This is a genomic window from Mesorhizobium sp. M7A.F.Ca.US.010.02.1.1 (assembly GCF_004023085.1).
In the GTDB taxonomy this organism is placed as follows: Bacteria; Pseudomonadota; Alphaproteobacteria; order Rhizobiales; family Rhizobiaceae; genus Mesorhizobium.
On sequence record NZ_RZRV01000002.1, the window covers coordinates 324,223 to 340,467 of the forward strand.

The 16,245-nt window shown below is 55.4% G+C and carries 13 protein-coding genes and 1 pseudogene; 10 read left to right on the forward strand and 4 right to left on the reverse strand.

Annotation, left to right across the window (positions count from 1 at the left end; genetic code table 11):
* Nucleotides 1-159 precede the first annotated feature (159 nt).
* The 7 genes from EOA19_RS03405 (at nucleotide 160) to EOA19_RS03435 (ending at nucleotide 10,806) form a co-directional block, all read left to right on the forward strand.
* Entirely contained in the window at nucleotides 160-1,188 is a 1,029-nt protein-coding gene (locus tag EOA19_RS03405; RefSeq protein WP_128302697.1) for a DGQHR domain-containing protein, read from the forward strand.
* Nucleotides 1,181-2,809, forward strand: a complete 1,629-nt coding sequence (locus tag EOA19_RS03410) for a radical SAM protein (protein WP_128302698.1) — start codon at nucleotides 1,181-1,183, stop codon at nucleotides 2,807-2,809. Before EOA19_RS03405 ends, EOA19_RS03410 begins: the two co-directional genes overlap by 8 nt.
* A complete protein-coding gene (locus EOA19_RS03415) occupies nucleotides 2,806-4,383 on the forward strand; it encodes an ATP-binding protein (protein ID WP_128302699.1) in 1,578 nt (525 codons plus the stop codon). The genes EOA19_RS03410 and EOA19_RS03415 overlap by 4 nt, the downstream gene beginning before the upstream one ends.
* Before the next feature lie 511 nt (nucleotides 4,384-4,894).
* Nucleotides 4,895-6,724, forward strand: a complete 1,830-nt coding sequence (locus tag EOA19_RS03420; protein ID WP_128302700.1) for a PIN-like domain-containing protein — start codon at nucleotides 4,895-4,897, stop codon at nucleotides 6,722-6,724.
* Nucleotides 6,724-8,286 (forward strand): ATP-binding protein, encoded by a 1,563-nt coding sequence (locus EOA19_RS03425; protein WP_164892827.1) that lies wholly within the window; start codon nucleotides 6,724-6,726, stop codon nucleotides 8,284-8,286. The genes EOA19_RS03420 and EOA19_RS03425 overlap by 1 nt, the downstream gene beginning before the upstream one ends.
* 152 nt (nucleotides 8,287-8,438) lie before the next feature.
* Entirely contained in the window at nucleotides 8,439-8,999 is a 561-nt protein-coding gene (locus tag EOA19_RS03430; RefSeq protein ID WP_128302702.1) for a recombinase family protein, read from the forward strand.
* Nucleotides 9,000-9,204: 205 nt separating this feature from the next.
* A complete protein-coding gene (locus tag EOA19_RS03435; protein ID WP_128302703.1) occupies nucleotides 9,205-10,806 on the forward strand; it encodes a recombinase family protein in 1,602 nt (533 codons plus the stop codon).
* A gap of 157 nt (nucleotides 10,807-10,963) precedes the next feature.
* On the opposite strand, the gene EOA19_RS03440 is transcribed toward EOA19_RS03435, so the two are convergent.
* Entirely contained in the window at nucleotides 10,964-11,251 is a 288-nt protein-coding gene (locus EOA19_RS03440) for a helix-turn-helix transcriptional regulator (RefSeq protein ID WP_128302704.1), read from the reverse strand.
* 191 nt (nucleotides 11,252-11,442) lie between these two features.
* Between EOA19_RS03440 and EOA19_RS03445 the strand changes: the two genes are divergently transcribed.
* Entirely contained in the window at nucleotides 11,443-11,967 is a 525-nt protein-coding gene (locus EOA19_RS03445; protein ID WP_206637994.1) for a hypothetical protein, read from the forward strand.
* A 39-nt stretch (nucleotides 11,968-12,006) separates the two neighbouring features.
* Here the strand turns inward: EOA19_RS03445 and EOA19_RS03450 are convergent, their stop codons facing one another.
* The 3 genes from EOA19_RS03450 to EOA19_RS03460 all read right to left on the reverse strand — a co-directional run bounded on the left by EOA19_RS03450 (nucleotide 12,007) and on the right by EOA19_RS03460 (nucleotide 14,285).
* Entirely contained in the window at nucleotides 12,007-13,269 is a 1,263-nt protein-coding gene (locus tag EOA19_RS03450; protein WP_128302706.1) for a hypothetical protein, read from the reverse strand.
* Between the two features lie 124 nt (nucleotides 13,270-13,393).
* Complete coding sequence (locus tag EOA19_RS35770) at nucleotides 13,394-13,756, reverse strand: hypothetical protein (RefSeq protein ID WP_128302707.1); 363 nt, start codon at nucleotides 13,754-13,756, stop codon at nucleotides 13,394-13,396.
* Nucleotides 13,757-13,826: 70 nt separating this feature from the next.
* On the reverse strand, nucleotides 13,827-14,285 hold the full coding sequence (locus EOA19_RS03460; RefSeq protein WP_128302708.1) for a MucR family transcriptional regulator: 459 nt from the start codon (nucleotides 14,283-14,285) through the stop codon (nucleotides 13,827-13,829).
* Nucleotides 14,286-14,321: 36 nt separating this feature from the next.
* Between EOA19_RS03460 and EOA19_RS03465 the strand changes: the two genes are divergently transcribed.
* Both EOA19_RS03465 and EOA19_RS03470 read left to right on the forward strand, forming a co-directional pair.
* The gene (locus EOA19_RS03465; protein ID WP_128302709.1) at nucleotides 14,322-14,897 is read left to right on the forward strand and encodes a hypothetical protein; all 576 of its coding nucleotides are present in this window, start codon (nucleotides 14,322-14,324) and stop codon (nucleotides 14,895-14,897) included.
* 196 nt (nucleotides 14,898-15,093) lie between these two features.
* Nucleotides 15,094-16,245, forward strand: a pseudogene (locus EOA19_RS03470) (hypothetical protein); the annotation flags it as partial.

Below are 16,245 nucleotides of genomic sequence, written 5' to 3' on the forward strand. Positions count from 1 at the left end.
AGAGAGTTGCGACGCAGCCCTCCGCGGCTTGACTTGCAGCGCTCCGGGATGCCCGATGGCGTTTTTTTGTTGGGACGGCTCGGCAATGCTCCTTGACCTGCAGGCTTAGGCTGCACAAAATGCAGTGTGAGACTGCACTTTTGAGAATTGATTCGCGCCGTGTCCCCTCCCATAGTGATCGACTGCCTTAAAGGCCGCTCCTCGCATCGGCAGGTTCTGCTTGGGTTCGCGCCTGCGGACCTGCTCTACAAACTAAGCTTCCCCGACATCCTTGATGAGGACGCCGGTCGCGGCTATCAGCGCCCTTTCAATGAGCGACACAGTCAGGACTTCCGACGCTACATCAAGAAGCCTGACAGCTCGACCATACCTCTGACGCTGAACTTGCGACCGTCCGCGAAAGGCGATTGGTGCATAGTCGAACTGCCGGATGGCAGAGTGCAACTGGAAATTTCGGCCAATGCGGGGAAGATCATGGCCCAGGTCGATTGCCAGCATCGACTGGGCCATTTGAGCGACCTTCCGATCCCGCTGCCATTCATGTGCTTCATCGGCCTCTCTGAGCGAGAGGAAATGGAAGTATTCAGCATCATCAACAGCAAGGCCAAGGGACTGTGCACGAGCCTCCTCGATTATCACGAGGCGCAGCTCGCCGAGTCTCTGGCCGATGACCGACCCGAGCTGTTCATTGCGCTGCAGCTCAACAATATCGAGGAGTCTCCCTGGCTCCGCCGCCTGAATCTCGGCGGTAAGACGACGTCTGGTCTGAAGCGGATCGCTTCGCTGCGTATGATGCAGCAGGCAGTGAATGACTTCCTGAAGGCCAGCAAGATCCTGTCAAGTCACTCGGTTGACGACGCCGCCAGGACTGTTCTCGACTTCTGGAGGGCCGTAGTCGCGGTCATGCCCACGGAATGGGCGGATCCGCGACGACACATGCTGACCAAAGGGATAGGGGTCTATGCGCTGATGCGTATAGCCGCCGACATCTTCATCGAGTGCAGGGAAATGGGCCGGGCCTGCGACAAACGTGCCTTCACAACGGCGTTGGCTGACTTTACGGGCTCTGTCGATTGGTCAACCTCTGGTCCGCTCAAGGGCTTTGGCGGTCAGGGCGGGGTTAAAGCCGCCATCGAATACATCCGCGATGCACGCAAGCGCACACGCTACAAGGTGGTCAATGGCTGACAAAAATATTCTTCTTATCGAACCGGGGTACAAGAACAAATATCCACCGCTCGGTCTGATGAAAATCGCGCAATACCACGGGCCGCGCGGCAAAAAGGATCGCGTACGGTTCATCAAGGGCCAGGACCGCTCGGTCCTTTCTCAGGGGTGGGATCGCATTTACGTCACCACGCTGTTCTCATTTGAATACCCCAAGATAGCAGAGACCGTCGACTTCGCCCTCGAGGTCGCCAACGGACAGGCAGACAAGGTGTTTGTGGGCGGCATCGCTGCCTCGCTGATGCACGGACGGTTCCAACAAGAACGTCGCTGGCAGGGGGTCCGCTTTATCAAGGGCCTGCTCGCAAGCCCGCCCGCAGTAGCACTCCAACTGGACGAGTTTTCTGAAGAGCTTTATAGCGACGACGTTCTTGGACGGCCAATTGAAGACTTGGTGCCAGACTACGGTATTCTCGATCAGATCGAATATAAATATCCCGTCCGAGACGCCTACTTTGCCTATACCTCTCGAGGCTGTATCCGGAAATGCCACTTCTGTGGCGTTCCGAAACTTGAAGGTGCGCAGCGGGACACTGAGTCGCTGACTGCACTCGTTCGTGCCATCGATGACCTTTATGGGCCGAAGAAAGATCTCACTTTGATGGACAATAACGTGGTGGCTTCACCCCGCTTCAAGGACATCATCGCCGAGATCCGGGATCTCGGGTTCACCCCAGGCGCTAAGCTGCATCGGCCCGGTCGCGCACCTGTCCAGCGTCGAGTTGACTTCAATCAAGGCGTGGACGCTCGCATCCTATGCAAAGACCCGATGTACCTTCGGGAGTTGGCAACGATTTGCCTTAAGCCGCTACGGATCGCTTTCGATCATCTCGGCGTGAAGAAGCCATACGAGCAGGCGGTTCGATATGCCGCAGAATATGGCCTGACTGAGCTGTCGAATTACATGCTCTATAATTTTCACGACGGACCTGCGGACCTGTTCGAACGCATGCGTTTGAACGTGGCTTTGAATGAAGAATTGAATGTTCGCATCTGGTCGTTCCCCATGCGCTATCAGCCGACCGACCGGCCTGATCGCGGGCATGTGGGCGAGAAGTGGTCGCGCTATCAGCTTCGTTCGATGCAGATCATCTTGCAAGCAACCCACGGCATCGTTAGCGGTGCCCCGAATTTCTTCAGGCGAGCGTTCGGCGACACGTTTGAAGACTACCAACGGATCCTGCTGCTCCCGCACGACTTCATTTTCAATCGCGATTGGTTTGAGAGGGTTGATCCTCATGAACGGCTTGCCTCCTACCAGGCAGAGTTCGACAAGCTTGATAGCTATGAGCGTGCTGAACTCATAGAATTGCTGTCATCCTGCGATCCCCGGGAGATCGCCGGTTTGTCGGATAAGGCAACCACGTCGGCACTAAAGAGGGTACTCCGCTTCTACGTTCCCCTGCCAAAGGAGGAACTGTCCGAGATTTGGGCGAGGCAAAGGCACCTTCCTCCCAATGAAATCGCTGTAGAAATGGATATTGCCGAGGACGAGCGGGTCGAAGACGCTGGGCTCGACCACGAGGATGAGCCGAATCCACCAAGCCGCAAGAACAAGCCTCGTGAAAGGATTGCGGCATGAGCTCGATAGGTACAGCCAAACTCGCTCGCGCCCCATCCGATCTTCGTGAACGGTCGGCTGAAAGGCATGAGCTACCCGAAGTCGTAATCGGGAAAGATGTGCTCGAGTTGGTATCGAGCGGCATGTATGTCGACCCGATGACGATATATCGCGAATACATCCAGAATTCCGCCGATGCCGTCGACGCCGCGCGCGACTCGGGCGTGCTTGCGGCGGACGAGCTAGGGCGGGTCGACATCTCCGTCGACTCAGAATCGCGTACCGTGAGAATTCGCGATAATGGATGCGGCATTGCTTTCCCAAAATTCGCGCAAAAGCTTACGGCGCTTGGCGGAAGCGCAAAACGCGGAACGCTTGCCCGGGGCTTTCGAGGCGTAGGTCGGCTGGCCGGTCTTGGATATGCTCAGGAGCTTATCTTCCGTTCCCGGGTTGCAGGGGAGACAAAGGTCTCGCAACTTCGCTGGGATTGCCGCCGCCTGAAGTCGGCACTGCGTGAAGTAGGGGACGACCGAGGAGTGGCAGACCTCATCCGCAGCGCGACGACTTTTGAGCGAGTGGGCATTAACGACGCCCCCGAGCGCTTTTTCGAAGTGGAGATGCGCGGTATCGTTCGCCTGCAGAATGACCGATTGATGAGCCCTTCGGCAATATCTGAATACCTCAGTCAAGTTGCTCCTGTCCCGTTCTCGGCGAAATTCGCACTGGGCGCCGAGTTAACGGATTTGCTCTCTCGTCACATCGATTTGGGTTCGCTCGACATACGTATTGACGATGCTGAGGAGCCCGTCACCAGGCCGCATCGCGACAACTTCAGTCTCGGCGACAAGCAAATCGTCAACTTCGAGGGCATCAGTGTCGTTGAAGTTCCGGGTATCGACGGTAACGTCGCGGCTGTCGCGTGGATTCTGCACCACGAATATGAAGGTGCGTTGTCGGCTGGCACGTTGGTTCGGGGCCTCCGGCTCCGCACGGGTAACGTTCAGGTAGGCGATAATTTCTTGTTAGAGGACCTGTTCCCGGAGGCGCGTTTTAACGCTTGGTCGGTAGGGGAAGTTCACGTGATCGACCGGCGGATCGTTCCCAATGGGCGGCGCGACCACTTTGAACAAAACGCGCATTTCAACAACCTAGTCAATCATCTTGCGCCCGCCGCACGTGACATCGCGCGCCGCTGCCGTACGAGCTCGGTTCGTCGCAGGTGGCAACGAGAGTTTGAACTGCACGCGCAATCCGTCGAGCAGTGCCTGGGAGTCATAACTCAGGGTAGCGTAAGTCGACCGGAAAGAGAGCGGTTGGCTTTGTCCGCAGAACAGACATTGCTACAAATGAGCAAGGTCGCCGGTAAGGAATTGCTTGCTGACTCCGTAGGAGAACGCATCAACAAGATCGATTCGTTACGAGCACAGCTTGGGGACGCGATGAATGACGATGTGCCGGTGTCCTCCCCTCTGATGCGACTGCCCGACGCACAGCGGCAGACCTACGAGCACTTTTTCGAGCTGGTATACGAGTGCTCAACCAACCGGGTCGCAGCAAAAGCACTGATAGATCGCATACTATTGCGGATCGAATGAATTTGCTGGCCATTGGACGTCAACACGGATCGGCGTTAATTTCCGATTGCTCGCTATCTAAGGAAATCGCACCGTGGAGATCAACCACGTACACGACAATTCTTTTGCAAGCAGCACAACAGCATCGAGCGCATGCTTGCCCGTCTCCAGATCAGCCGCGCCATGGCACCCGCTAGGATCAACGCGCCGACAGCTTCTTCGATATGTTCCATCTCGCCATGGCCTGATACTGGCTCAAATCGGTCAGGTGGCGCACCAAAATTCGCACTTAGACATTACTGTTGTGTACCGGACGATACTGGTTTAGCTCTTGCCGGGGGAAACGCGCCATAGACTAGCGCAGAGGTAAGGGCGTGCTACGCTCTGGGGGGCCGGTCTGAAAGATAACAAGAAAGTACGTGCTTTCGGAAGCATGCTTCGTCGTGCCAGCGCAAACCTGCGACGTCCCTCCGACCGCCAGCGGCAGGGCAATCGAGACGCGTCGCTAAGGCTTCCGATCGACTGCGAGGACATGGCCACTTTCATCGAGCGGGTGGACGCGGCGCTTCGCTCTCCAGGTAGTTTTGTCTACATAGATACGTCGTTCTTGATGTGGCTTATCAAGATTGGTCCCACATCTCGCGCCGAATTCTTCAAGTGGCTTGACGGTGCATGCCCCGGCCGAGTTGCCGTACCCACATGGTCACTTCACGAATTTTTCCGTCATCACGTTGAGAACAGGCTCGTCGCCGATGTCGACGAGCAAATCAAGAAACTGAACAAGTTGATTGGAGAAAGCTTCTCAACGGTATGGACGCTATTCGACGAACCGCTGAACGGCGCATCGAGTTCGGCCCAACAACGCGAACAGGCCCGCGACGCATATCGCGAAGTGAGAACGGTAACGGACAGGGCGGCGGCTTGGAAGGGTGGCTACGAACGCAACGCCCGTGAGGTGATCGAATTTGCGAACGGGCGGGCGATAAAGGGTGGCGAAATCTTTGACCGATTCTCAACTATTGAGACGCTTGCCGATGCGCGCTTTACGGGGCGAATTCCACCTGGCTTTCAGGACAAGCGTAAAAGAGAAATTGATACCGAGAATGACAACGGCGACGATGTTCTAGTCGGAAGTAACCGCTGGGGCGATCTCGTCTTCTGGCAGGAGATTTTGGAGCATGCCCGCGTGCATCGGGTTCGAATTGTGGCGGTTCTAACAAAGGATCTGAAGAACGATTGGCGAATGGCTGGAAAGCTGCCAGTCCGTGGCGATCTTGAAGGCAGTGCTGTTGGGGCCCAGCCTCCCCACCCTATGCTGAGCTTCGAAGCGGCCCGAACCGGACATGCCAATGAAGTTGTGCTGTTGGATCAAGTTCGCGTGGCTGAATTGATGAAGCGAACGTCTGACAACGTTGCAGGGTTTGTCTCCGCGGCACAGCCGCCTTCACTACCCCCTCCTAAGACGGAAACGGAATTGAGAAACGAAGCACGAGAGCGCCAGCAGCACGAGGAGAGAAGGATTGCGGAACACGCGGCGCGCGCGAGTAGTTTTCGGTTCTTAGATCCTAGAGGTCTGAAGGCGAGTGATGCAGTAATCCAGCGGGCTCTGTACGACACACGTGACGACTCCACCCTAATCCCGGGACTCACCGAATTTGAGACGGCATTTCAAAATGCCCCGAACTCGCGAGATGCGATCGACTTGATCACAAGTGACGTAGTTTGCAACCTTGGGGGAGCGGGGCTGGTTGCATTCGGTAGACGGCTGCTTGCTTCCGTGGCCGACGATGCGCAGAGGGCCGCAGGCGTGACCGATTTAGCGTCGGCGATCGATACCTTTCCAGAAGAGACAGCATCTTTCCTCTATATGGGGCTGCTCGCAGGGACTTATCTCGACGGCAGAAATAGTCTCTTAACGGCAGCAAATGGTCTCGTCGCACAAAAACTGTTCTTAATGCTCGATAGACAATTTGCCCGCAGGCCGATTGAGCAAATTTACAAAAAATCAATTGTGGCCGAGCGACAGCCTCTTTACCTGCCCTCAGACCCCCTGCCTATTTTCGCAGAGTTTAAGATCGATACGGAGCTAGATCGCAACAGAGCGCTTCGGGCCATCTGGATCAACGACCACAATCTTCTCATCGACGTGCAGTCGGACCGTGAGCTCCAGCTTGTAACGCGGTTCGGGAGGATTCAAGTCACACCTGAGCTATTGCTAGACCACATCGCCGAGCTCTACGTCCTGCCGCGTCGTCAGCTCGGGTCCACCGGTACCGCAATTGATGGATATAGTTTCGATGAGCACATGGGATTGCGCGCACCGACTGAGGTATGGCGTCAACGTCCCAAGGAGAAAAACTGATGACAGGTTTCCGCGACGTCCAGGTTGATCCCTACTTCGGTGGATTTGTCCTCGAGACACTCACCATTGGGATGTATGAGGAAACTCGGAATGCAATTCGAGAATACGTTCAAAATGGGTTCGACTCTATTCAACGCGCGGTTACCAAGCTTCACCAGCTTGACCCGAACGAGGGACTAATCAGGATCATTTTTGACATTGACGGTGACGGGGTTCGAATCCGCGACAACGGCGCGGGTCTTTCCGCGCAGATAGCGGTAAGGACGCTGACGTCGATTGGGGCCTCGGCGAAAGACTTCTCAACCGACGCCGGTTTCCGTGGCATCGGGCGCTTAGCCGGTGTTGCATTCTGCGATACATTGACCTTCACCACAAAGGCCATCAGCGAACCTATTCTGACTGAGGTAATTTTCGACGCGAAAAAGATGCGCGAAATGATGTCGCCTGAACATGGAAGTAAATATTCTGCGCTGCAACTCCTCAAGGATTGTGTTGTGGGGCGGCAAAGCGACATATCCCCTGATGAGCCGCCTTTCTTCGAAGTAAGCATGCGCTCGTTCGCTGAGCCACCAACCGAGCTGACTTCGCCCGAGCAGATGGAGTTATTTATCGCGCAGATATCGCCGGTCGGTTATAGGGAAGATTTTGCGTTCGCCAGCGCTATTCAAAAATACGCACAAACCGCTCCAGTCCCAATCGACACAGTTAAAATCGTAATCGAAGAAACGAACGAGGAGCCAAAGCCAATCCTTAAACCATACGGCGCGAAGTATGAGATTCAGGATGCGGAGGCGAAGGTCACGTTGTCCGATATCAAATTCTACACTTCCCCAACTGCTCAATGGTGGGCATGGGTCGCAAAGAAGGACGCGCCAGGTTCCTATACCGAAGAGGAGGTGCGAGGAATTCGCGTAAGAACCAAGAATCTACAGATCGATGGAACTGCTCTTGTACGCGAGATATTTCAGCGTCAAAATAAGTCGAATGGTCGTTACCAGGATTGGTTCATTGGCGAGATATTCGTCGACCCCAAGCGCGTTGTGCCTAATGCTCGGCGCGATGGTTTTGAGGACAATAAGGCTTGGAGGGCTATTAGAAATGAAATCGGAGGCACTGTTTGTAAGGACGCCGGTACCTGGGCCCAAGAAGTTTCCAACCAGGGGCAGCTCACTCTTGAGAAACTAACCCAAAAGACAGAGCGAATAGCCGACGAATTTGAAACCCTTCGTCGCAGCGAATTCAAAGACGGCGATCGAACGATCGGTGTATCTGCCGCGATGACAAAACTTCAGACGGAGGTTGGTCGAGCGGCGCGTAACGCGAACGCGGCCACGCTTAGTTCACTTCAAGCGCTCGGGTCAAAACTCCTTGACATGAAGGCCGAGGCGATGGGCAAGCTCGCCCCTGGGACACCGAAAATCGACTCCGATCGAATTGAGAACGAGGCCCGGGACGTTCTCCTGGGAGAGCTGATGGCCCAGTTCGAGCAGCATCTGGAACTTCCCTGCCTTGCTAGCGTAAGGACCGTAGTGAAAAGGGAGTTTGGTTGGCCGCGCTCATGACCAGATAGGGCGGGCCACAGTGTGTATAAGCGCACGTCAGGGTATGCCCTGAAGTGACGTAACATGGTCCGCATTGGGCGATGTAACATCGGAGTTGACATCGACTATTTGTGACAGTGTAGCCTCGGGCTTAAACCTTGAGGTGACACACCATGAGCCGGATTGGCTACGCCCGCGTCAGCACGATCGACCAGGACCTCGACACACAAATCGCCAAGCTGAAGGCCGAGGGGTGCGGCATCATCCGCTCAGAGAAGGTCTCTGGCGCCAGCCGCGACGGTAGAGCTGAACTTGCCACCATCATTGACTTTCTGCGGCCGGGGGATGAGCTGGTCGTCACCCGCCTCGATCGGCTCGGCCGCGACACGCGCGACGTTCTGAATCTGATCCACGAGTGCGAGCAGAGAGAAGCCTTCGTCACCGTCCTGGACCCGCATGTCTCGACCCGTGGCGAGATGGGCCACGTTGTGCTGACGGTCCTGGGGATGGTGGCTCAAATGGAGCGCCGGTTCATCAAGGATCGCCAGCGCGAGGGAATTGAGAGAGCAAAGACTGTGGGTGCCTACAAAGGTGGCAGACAGCGGCTTGACAGGAACAAGGTGATGGCCCTTCGCGATGACGGCCAGAGCCCGACGCAGATCGCGAAAATAGTCGGCTGCTCAAGGATGCAAGTTTATCGTATCCTCAATGCGCCTGCGGTGGCACCGCCATAAGCGGGTGCATCGAGGCCCTGCCAGGGCTTACGTCTGCGGCGCTGGCATCGCCTCCCGTCAGGGTGCGCTATCCTTGGCTATGGCAAGGCACCTGAATTGACCGATCAAGACGTTTTGCTCAAGGCACGTTGTGGAGTAATATACGGTTGTAGTCATCAGCGTCGTTCCTGCCACATTAGAAATCGGCTCGCGCGGAGGCACTATAGTGACCGAGCTTACAAGCGATCTTCGTGTTCCGGCTGCGCAATACATTCGCATGTCGACCGAGAACCAGCGGTATTCTTTAGAGAACCAGATTGCCGCCATCGCGGAGTATGCCGAAAAACGAGGGTTCGCTATTGTTGATACCTACGCCGATGCCGGTAAAAGTGGCTTAACTTTGAAGGGAAGAGATGGCCTGAAGCAGTTGTTGGCTGACGTTGTGACCGGCCAACACTCCTATTCTGCCATTCTCGTTTTAGACGTCAGCCGATGGGGCCGCTTTCAGGATACCGACCAATCCGCGCATTACGAGTTCATCTGTCGTGACGCCGGGGTCGCGGTCGAGTATTGCGGCGAACCATTCGAGAACGACGGCAGCATGGTCTCGATGATCGTTAAGAACCTGAAGCGGGTGATGGCCGGTGAGTACAGCCGCGAACTGTCTACAAAAGTCTCAAGGGCGCAAACCCAGCAAGCACGTCTTGGGTTTAGACAGGGCGGTGGGGTGCTCTACGGCGTAAGACGCCTGCTGGTCAGCGAAGATGGAGAGCATCGATTTCTCCTGGGTCTAGGCGAGCAAAAAGGCCTAAGCACAGATCGCGTCGTCTTTGTGCCCGGTCCACCGGATGAAATCACAACCGTGCGCCGCATTTTCCGGATGTTCGTTAGCCAGCATCGAACAATGACAACCATCGCCTGGAAACTGAACCTTGAACGTGTCCCTTCAACACACGGTCAGGCTTGGACCCAGAGGCGCGTCAGAACCCTGCTCACAAGCGAGTTGATGATAGGACACTACGTCTACAACGTACGAACGCGGCGGATGAAAGGACCGTCCAGACCAAATCCTCCCGACCTGTGGATCAGAACGCGGGTAATGGATCCGATTGTTGACCCAAAACAATTCGCGAAGGTCCAACAGGAGATGAGACGCAAAGTCGGCAATGCCTATGCGAAGACGGACATGATCGATAGGTTGAGGAGGCTTTTCAGAGAGAAGGGAAAGCTCTCTCAGGGAATAATTGATGCCTGTCCATACACGACTTCTTCGAGTTCGTATATTAACCACTTTGGTAGTCTCGTATCATCTTATGAAATTGTCGGGTATAAATGGCCTTGGCAGCAAGGTCTCAGATATACGGATGAATATCTAATTGATGGGATCCGAAGACTTCATACCAAGTTCGGATATGTCACAGCTAAAATGATCAATGCAGACCCCGACCTTCCAGTGGCTCGTGTGCTCACGTTCCGATTTGGTTCGTTAATGCGGGCCTATGCGCGGGCAGGCTTTCCTTCAACTATATCTGAGTCCGTTCGTGCGGGGATGAAAAGGGCGACGGCACATCCTCACTGCAAGTTTAAGTGGGGACTAACGAATGATCAACTTCTCGATGGACTCCGACGGCTACACGCAAATTTCGGATATATCACCTCCGCTCTCATCAATGCGGACCCAGACCTTCCTGCAGCTGGTGTGTTCAGATCGCGATTCGGCTCGATGCTCCAGGCCTATGGGTTGGCAGGGTTCCCAACCACCCGATCACAGTCACGCTCAGAGGCGCGGAAAAGAGCGAGGGTGCTTTTAGAGGCGGCTGAGAGCTAAAGCATGTGAACTTGGTTTTGTGGTAACCATTCTGATCGCTGGATATCTATACCTATGTCGAGGAGTACTATAGAGACTGAGCTCTCATCTGTGCTTCGGGTTCCGGCCGCGCAGTACATTCGCCGGATAGACACTACTCGGATGTCGGGGTTGATGTCTATTTGTCCTCCGCGTCGACCTTTCCAGCCCGATTGAGCGATTCGAGACAGCGGACAAGGCGGTCGATCGAGAACTTCCCCGTGCGACCGGTGACAATGTCGGAGAGGTCGGGCTGTTTCATCCCAAGGATCTCAGCCGCCTTCGCCTGAGTCAGGCGGCGGCGTTTGATAATGGCGCGGATCTCGCGGGCCAGCTTGGCCTTGAGCAATTCCTCTTCGGGATTGTCAAAGCCTAGGTCCGCAAACACGTTGCCGCTGCTCATTTCTGCGGTGATCTCTTCATTCATGACTTTGGTCCGTTTCCATAGTTTTCGCGGTAGTGTCCTCGGCCGCCTTCAATCGCGCCCTCACTAGTCTAGACACGAGGACGCGTTACGTCGCTTTCGCAAATGTCCGCACTGGGTACAGATGGCTATCTGCGCAAAGCTTGCCCATAGGCACTTGCTGGTAAGTGTCGCCTGCTATTATCTGTTCCCGAATGGATACCGAAACGACCGCTATCCCTGCTGTCAGCAACGATCAGTGGCTTCATGCTCTGACCTCTGCAAACGCATGGTGTGGACGTTGCCTCGATATATTTGCGCGGAGCGAGGCGGCCGTTAGCGAGACACTTCTGATGCTGGCGAATATGTCGAGGCAGGGCGCTATAGTCAAACTGCCTCATCTGGTGGGGCAGCGCTTCGAAGAATTGGCGGCCTTGATTGGACCGACCGGGGCTTTTGCGTCGGAAGGGAAGGCAACTGCAGCAGCCTTGTCGGCTTTCCGTCAACACGAGCACCTGCGCTCGTCGCTGGCCCACGGCGTCGGCAAGGTTGTGCTTGACCGACAAGGAAACTGGTTGCTCGTGCTGCGGACACTTGCGTTCCGATCAAAACAGCCGCAGCGCATGGTTCTTGTTGTTGAACAGAGCGAAGCTGACCAAACAGTGAAGTCGCTCCAAACCACTGGCGGGCGGCTCGTTTCAGAGCTTGGGAATCTCCGCCGTGCGCTAGGCTCGACGTGAATGTTCGGGCGAGCAGATAGGGACGTCACCGGGCAGGCGCTAACCGCCATTTAGTGTGGCTTCAGGTATCGACGCGATCATTTCCGCGAAAGCCGCAAGGAAATTCGACAGGTTTTCGGCGTCGCCTTCCCTGCCGCTATGGTCCCGCTGGTTTTCAAAAGGATAATAGATCATCGCAGCTTCTGATGCTCCGATCTCGGCTGCCGAGATATCTGTCACGCCCCAGCGTAAATTCTTGTTCTCTCGCCTCCGACCACGCCACCCCAGTTCGTAGAAGCGCTTCATGTATGCGTTCACGAAGGCCAGATTGCCGGTATGATTCAAAACTGCCTTGAACCGCGGATTGATCTTGAGCGTCTGGCCACCGTCTATTTTGGTATGACGCTCTAGTGCCTTTGCGTCCAGTTCAGATGTTCCGACGACCAACAGAGGAAGCGACCTTCCACCAACCGGAATTATAACGTCGAACGCGCTGCGCTTGGCGACGTGCCGCTCGTCCCATCCAAGCTCGTGAAGACGAGGATAAATGAGGGTGTCGAGCAGATAGCGACAGGCCGGAGATACAAGCGAGCGAAGCCGCGCCGGTGTAACTAGCGGCATTTTTTCCGGCAGGAAATCGCTCGTGACATATGCTCCCGTCACCGAACTCTGATCGACCTCCGGCCGAAAGTATTTTACGTGCCAATGGAAACCGGTCGGATCCGGATTGATAACTGCATATGCCACCGGTCCGCTATGCACCGAGTCCGCAAAGGACTTAGCTGCGGCAAGATCTGATGCGTTGAAGTAATCCGACACCAGCATAATTCCAAAATTCCCAGAACGCAGCCTCTCAGCCATGTTTGACACAATCGAGACGCCCGAGACCGCGTCAGCTTGAACCGCGACCAGCCACTCGACGATGCATTCATCAAGGCTGACTGCATCCCTGCGAAGCAATAGCTGAGGTTTGGTTTGTTCGAAGCCTGTGAGGAACCGATGCGTGTAGCGCACGATCTCCTGCCAGCTCATTGTCATCAACGCTTTGCGATACCGCGCGAGCTGGCCGTGCCAAACTTGTGTTCCAGATTCGAGCGAGAAATTGAACTTTACCTCGATGAGCCATACCATCCCGATCTCATCTACGGTCAACAAGTCCGCGCTTCCATTCCCCCCACCGCGACCGGCATCATGCAGTGTAAGCTCATGAGCCCAGAACAATGTGTGAGCCGCCGGTGTGCCCCGGAACAGCGCAGGGAAGGCGTCGGGATTATCGATAAGGCGCTGGTGGAAATCGGCCTCGTTTGCGAAATGCCGAGACATTAGATTCGCCCAGCTGCACGACGACGCATTCCCCGATGGTCAAACGGATAGGATGGCCAAAGGCCAAGCTTGGTGCCCTCAGGGGGGATCGTCACTATTTCGCCGCGCCGCATAGCCATCGTCTTCATACCTTGGCCTTTCGCCACCCAGCCCACCATGCTTCCCATTCGGAGCAGAACCGTCTCTCGCCTCGAGCCGAATTAATGCGTGTCGCCGAGTAATATTCTTGACCGGGCACATGATAGATATGCTCGCCACGTTCGCTGATGTTCCCCTTGATGTCACAGCCCACCTTGGGCACGGTGAGGTTGCTCGACGAACTGCCCGAAGAATGAACACGTGGAAGCGGGTGCTGATCGCCGGTCGCAACGTAGGCCACGGACGTGAACCCAAGTAGTGCAAGCACCACCACAAGGCGAGTAGCGCGATGCGCGCGCCACCATGACCTTCGCCGTCTTGTCAATTTGGGATGAACTGCTTCGCCCATCGCCCTCTCCCAAGAGGGAGAATGCGTCCGTCAGAAGCGAAAGTCTATAACTGCATTTCGCGGCCCGTAGTTACGCCCTAGCTTTACGCTTCGCCGGTGCCTTATTTGACGCAGTTTTGGTGGGCGTCGCCTTGCGGCCGAGTCCAATGGATTTCGCAAGGACGGACCGTTGAGCCGCGTAGCTCGGCGCCACCATCGGATAGTCCTTTGCGAGGCCCCACTTGGCTCTGTACTCATCAGGCGTCATGCCCAGCAAACCAAGGTGGCGCTTCATAGACTTGAACTTGCGTCCATCCTCTAGGCTGACGATGTAGTCAGGAAACACCGACTTCTTCGGATTAACCGCGGGTGTGAGCGCGGGTGGTGGTGCTTCGACGGGTAGCACTAGTCGAGACAGTGCAGAATTGACGCTGGCGATTAAATCCGGGAGCCCGGCCACAGGCGTCGCGTTGTTCTGGACGTAGGCGGCAACAATGTCAGCAGTCAGCGCTAACAATTCGGAGTCCTTCGCCTCAGTGTCAGTCTGCATAGTTCGATGCTCCCGTTTGGTTTGGCCTATGTCCCTATGCAGAAAATCTACAACATGCAACGTGCTGCTCATATCGCCATGGGGTATTTAGCGAAGAAATGGATCACAAGGCGGGAGGCGATGGCAAAGGCAACTGTTCACGGATCGGGATTGACGGCCTACGGAATCTATCTGTTGGCGCAATCCTACCATGTCGCCGGTGACAGGCTGGCTGATTTTCAAGATCAATACTCAAGGTTCTCCGATCATCCGCGCCGTCTTCTATATTTTCAAGCACTTGAAAATTACCTTCGCAGCTTCCTTAGGTTGCATGGAAAGGAGCCCGAGGAGATTAGGCGCTACGATCACAATTTCTCTGCCATGCTGGACGACAGTCGGATTTTCGGATTGCACATAAAAGGTCGGACAGAGAAGTTCATCAGAGAAAGCGGAGACAGACGCGACTACGTGAGAGTCCGCTATGACTATGACCTGCGCGTTCTAGATGATCCCGCCCTTCGTCGTCCGCCCGCCTTAGCGCAACTCGCTAACGCGGTTATCAACCTGGAGTTGCCTGTTCGTATGGCGCTCGCGGCCACAGGCATCGAAATCGTGCCGACGGCGGAACGATGAGCAGCTGTGTGCTTGTCGCGGGACAAGGCGTTCGTTGGAGTTGCGATATGCAGAGGCGCCTCACCGGAGCAACCGGTGGCAGCATCTCGGTCATTTACCGTTCCGGAACATACTGCGAATACTTTCATCGAAATGCTTGCGCAAGCAGCTCCCCTCAGCCCATTATAGACTTTGGGTTCGGGTAGGCGGGAAATAAATGCGTATGAGTTCAATGGGCTTCGTCGTAGCCCTTTTGTCAGCTTCTTGTTTAGATGCGGCTGCAAATCCCCTCAATACTTTTCCATTGTGGACCTCACCGGGGCATCAGACCCGCTCAAACGCTCTTCTGGTCTCGCTGCGTACGCCTCGACCAGACGTCCTGTGGCTGGTGGTGTCCAGTCGAGGCACCGAAGGAGAAGCTATCGCCTTAGCTCAATCTTATGCACCGACACTTGGGCCTACTTTGGTGGTGGAAGGCCGGAACGGATACTTTGCGGTCATCGCGGGCACACTAAACATCGACAAAGCGAAGCCGAACCTTAAGACGCTGAAAGAACTACACATAATTCCGCAGGATGCTTTTTTGTCCCGCGGGGAGAGCCTGGATCGTGTTGCTTGGCTGTCGTTTCAGAGAGGCGAGTCTTTGGATTTCATGGAGCAAACGGCATATCTCAAACTGGTTCAACGTCTTCAAGCTGCAATGACGCGGCTCTCATTTTACCACGGTTCGATTGACGGTTTGATCGGCCCGTCGACTGTCTCGTCTTTTAACAACTACACGGCCAATTTTGGAGTTCCGGCAGGCGATCTGCTCACTGAATACAGCCTTGCCGAGATCGAACGTGGCGCTGGCGATGGATTCAGGAACGATCAAGAGAGGAACCTTGCGCAGTCACTTGGCTTCACCGATGCCACTTCGTACCGAGCGGCAATGGCTGGAGGATTTCCCTCGGCCAGCATCTTCTTGCAGGCCAAGAGCTTGGGATTCAGCACTCAAAAAGAATTTGATGCCGCCGTGTTAGGAGGCTTCAGGAGCAGAGACGAATATCAACGCGCGCAGGCTGCTGGCTTCATGTCCGCCGACGATTTCCGCGCGGCGCAACAATTCGGAATTCAATCAAAAACTGAACTCGTGGCATTTCGAGCCTCCGGTTTCACAGACCCGGTCGAATTTAGGAATGCAAGTCAAAAAGGCTTCGCTGATAAGGCTTCGTTCGACAAGTCGGAGGCACGTAGGCTCAAGGCATCGAAGGCCGCCGCGAACATCTTGCTGACAGATGCGCAAACGTTTCTGAAGCTGAACCCGCAGACGTCGAATCTGGTCGAGATCGCCGACAAAGCTGCGGCTCTTAACGCGCAAGTTCAGACA

Excerpts from the sequence above, each read along its gene's own strand:
- EOA19_RS03445 (WP_206637994.1), top strand. The coding sequence starts at position 11,443 with ATGGATACCGAAACGACCGCTATCCCTGCTGTCAGCAACGATCAGTGG.
- EOA19_RS03430 (WP_128302702.1), top strand. The coding sequence starts at position 8,439 with ATGAGCCGGATTGGCTACGCCCGCGTCAGCACGATCGACCAGGACCTC.
- EOA19_RS03460 (WP_128302708.1), bottom strand. The coding sequence starts at position 14,285 with ATGCAGACTGACACTGAGGCGAAGGACTCCGAATTGTTAGCGCTGACT.
- EOA19_RS03420 (WP_128302700.1), top strand. The coding sequence starts at position 4,895 with ATGGCCACTTTCATCGAGCGGGTGGACGCGGCGCTTCGCTCTCCAGGT.
- EOA19_RS03465 (WP_128302709.1), top strand. The coding sequence starts at position 14,322 with ATGCAGAAAATCTACAACATGCAACGTGCTGCTCATATCGCCATGGGG.
- EOA19_RS03415 (WP_128302699.1), top strand. The coding sequence starts at position 2,806 with ATGAGCTCGATAGGTACAGCCAAACTCGCTCGCGCCCCATCCGATCTT.
- EOA19_RS03425 (WP_164892827.1), top strand. The coding sequence starts at position 6,724 with ATGACAGGTTTCCGCGACGTCCAGGTTGATCCCTACTTCGGTGGATTT.
- EOA19_RS35770 (WP_128302707.1), bottom strand. The coding sequence starts at position 13,756 with ATGGGCGAAGCAGTTCATCCCAAATTGACAAGACGGCGAAGGTCATGG.
- EOA19_RS03450 (WP_128302706.1), bottom strand. The coding sequence starts at position 13,269 with ATGTCTCGGCATTTCGCAAACGAGGCCGATTTCCACCAGCGCCTTATC.
- EOA19_RS03410 (WP_128302698.1), top strand. The coding sequence starts at position 1,181 with ATGGCTGACAAAAATATTCTTCTTATCGAACCGGGGTACAAGAACAAA.
- EOA19_RS03440 (WP_128302704.1), bottom strand. The coding sequence starts at position 11,251 with ATGAATGAAGAGATCACCGCAGAAATGAGCAGCGGCAACGTGTTTGCG.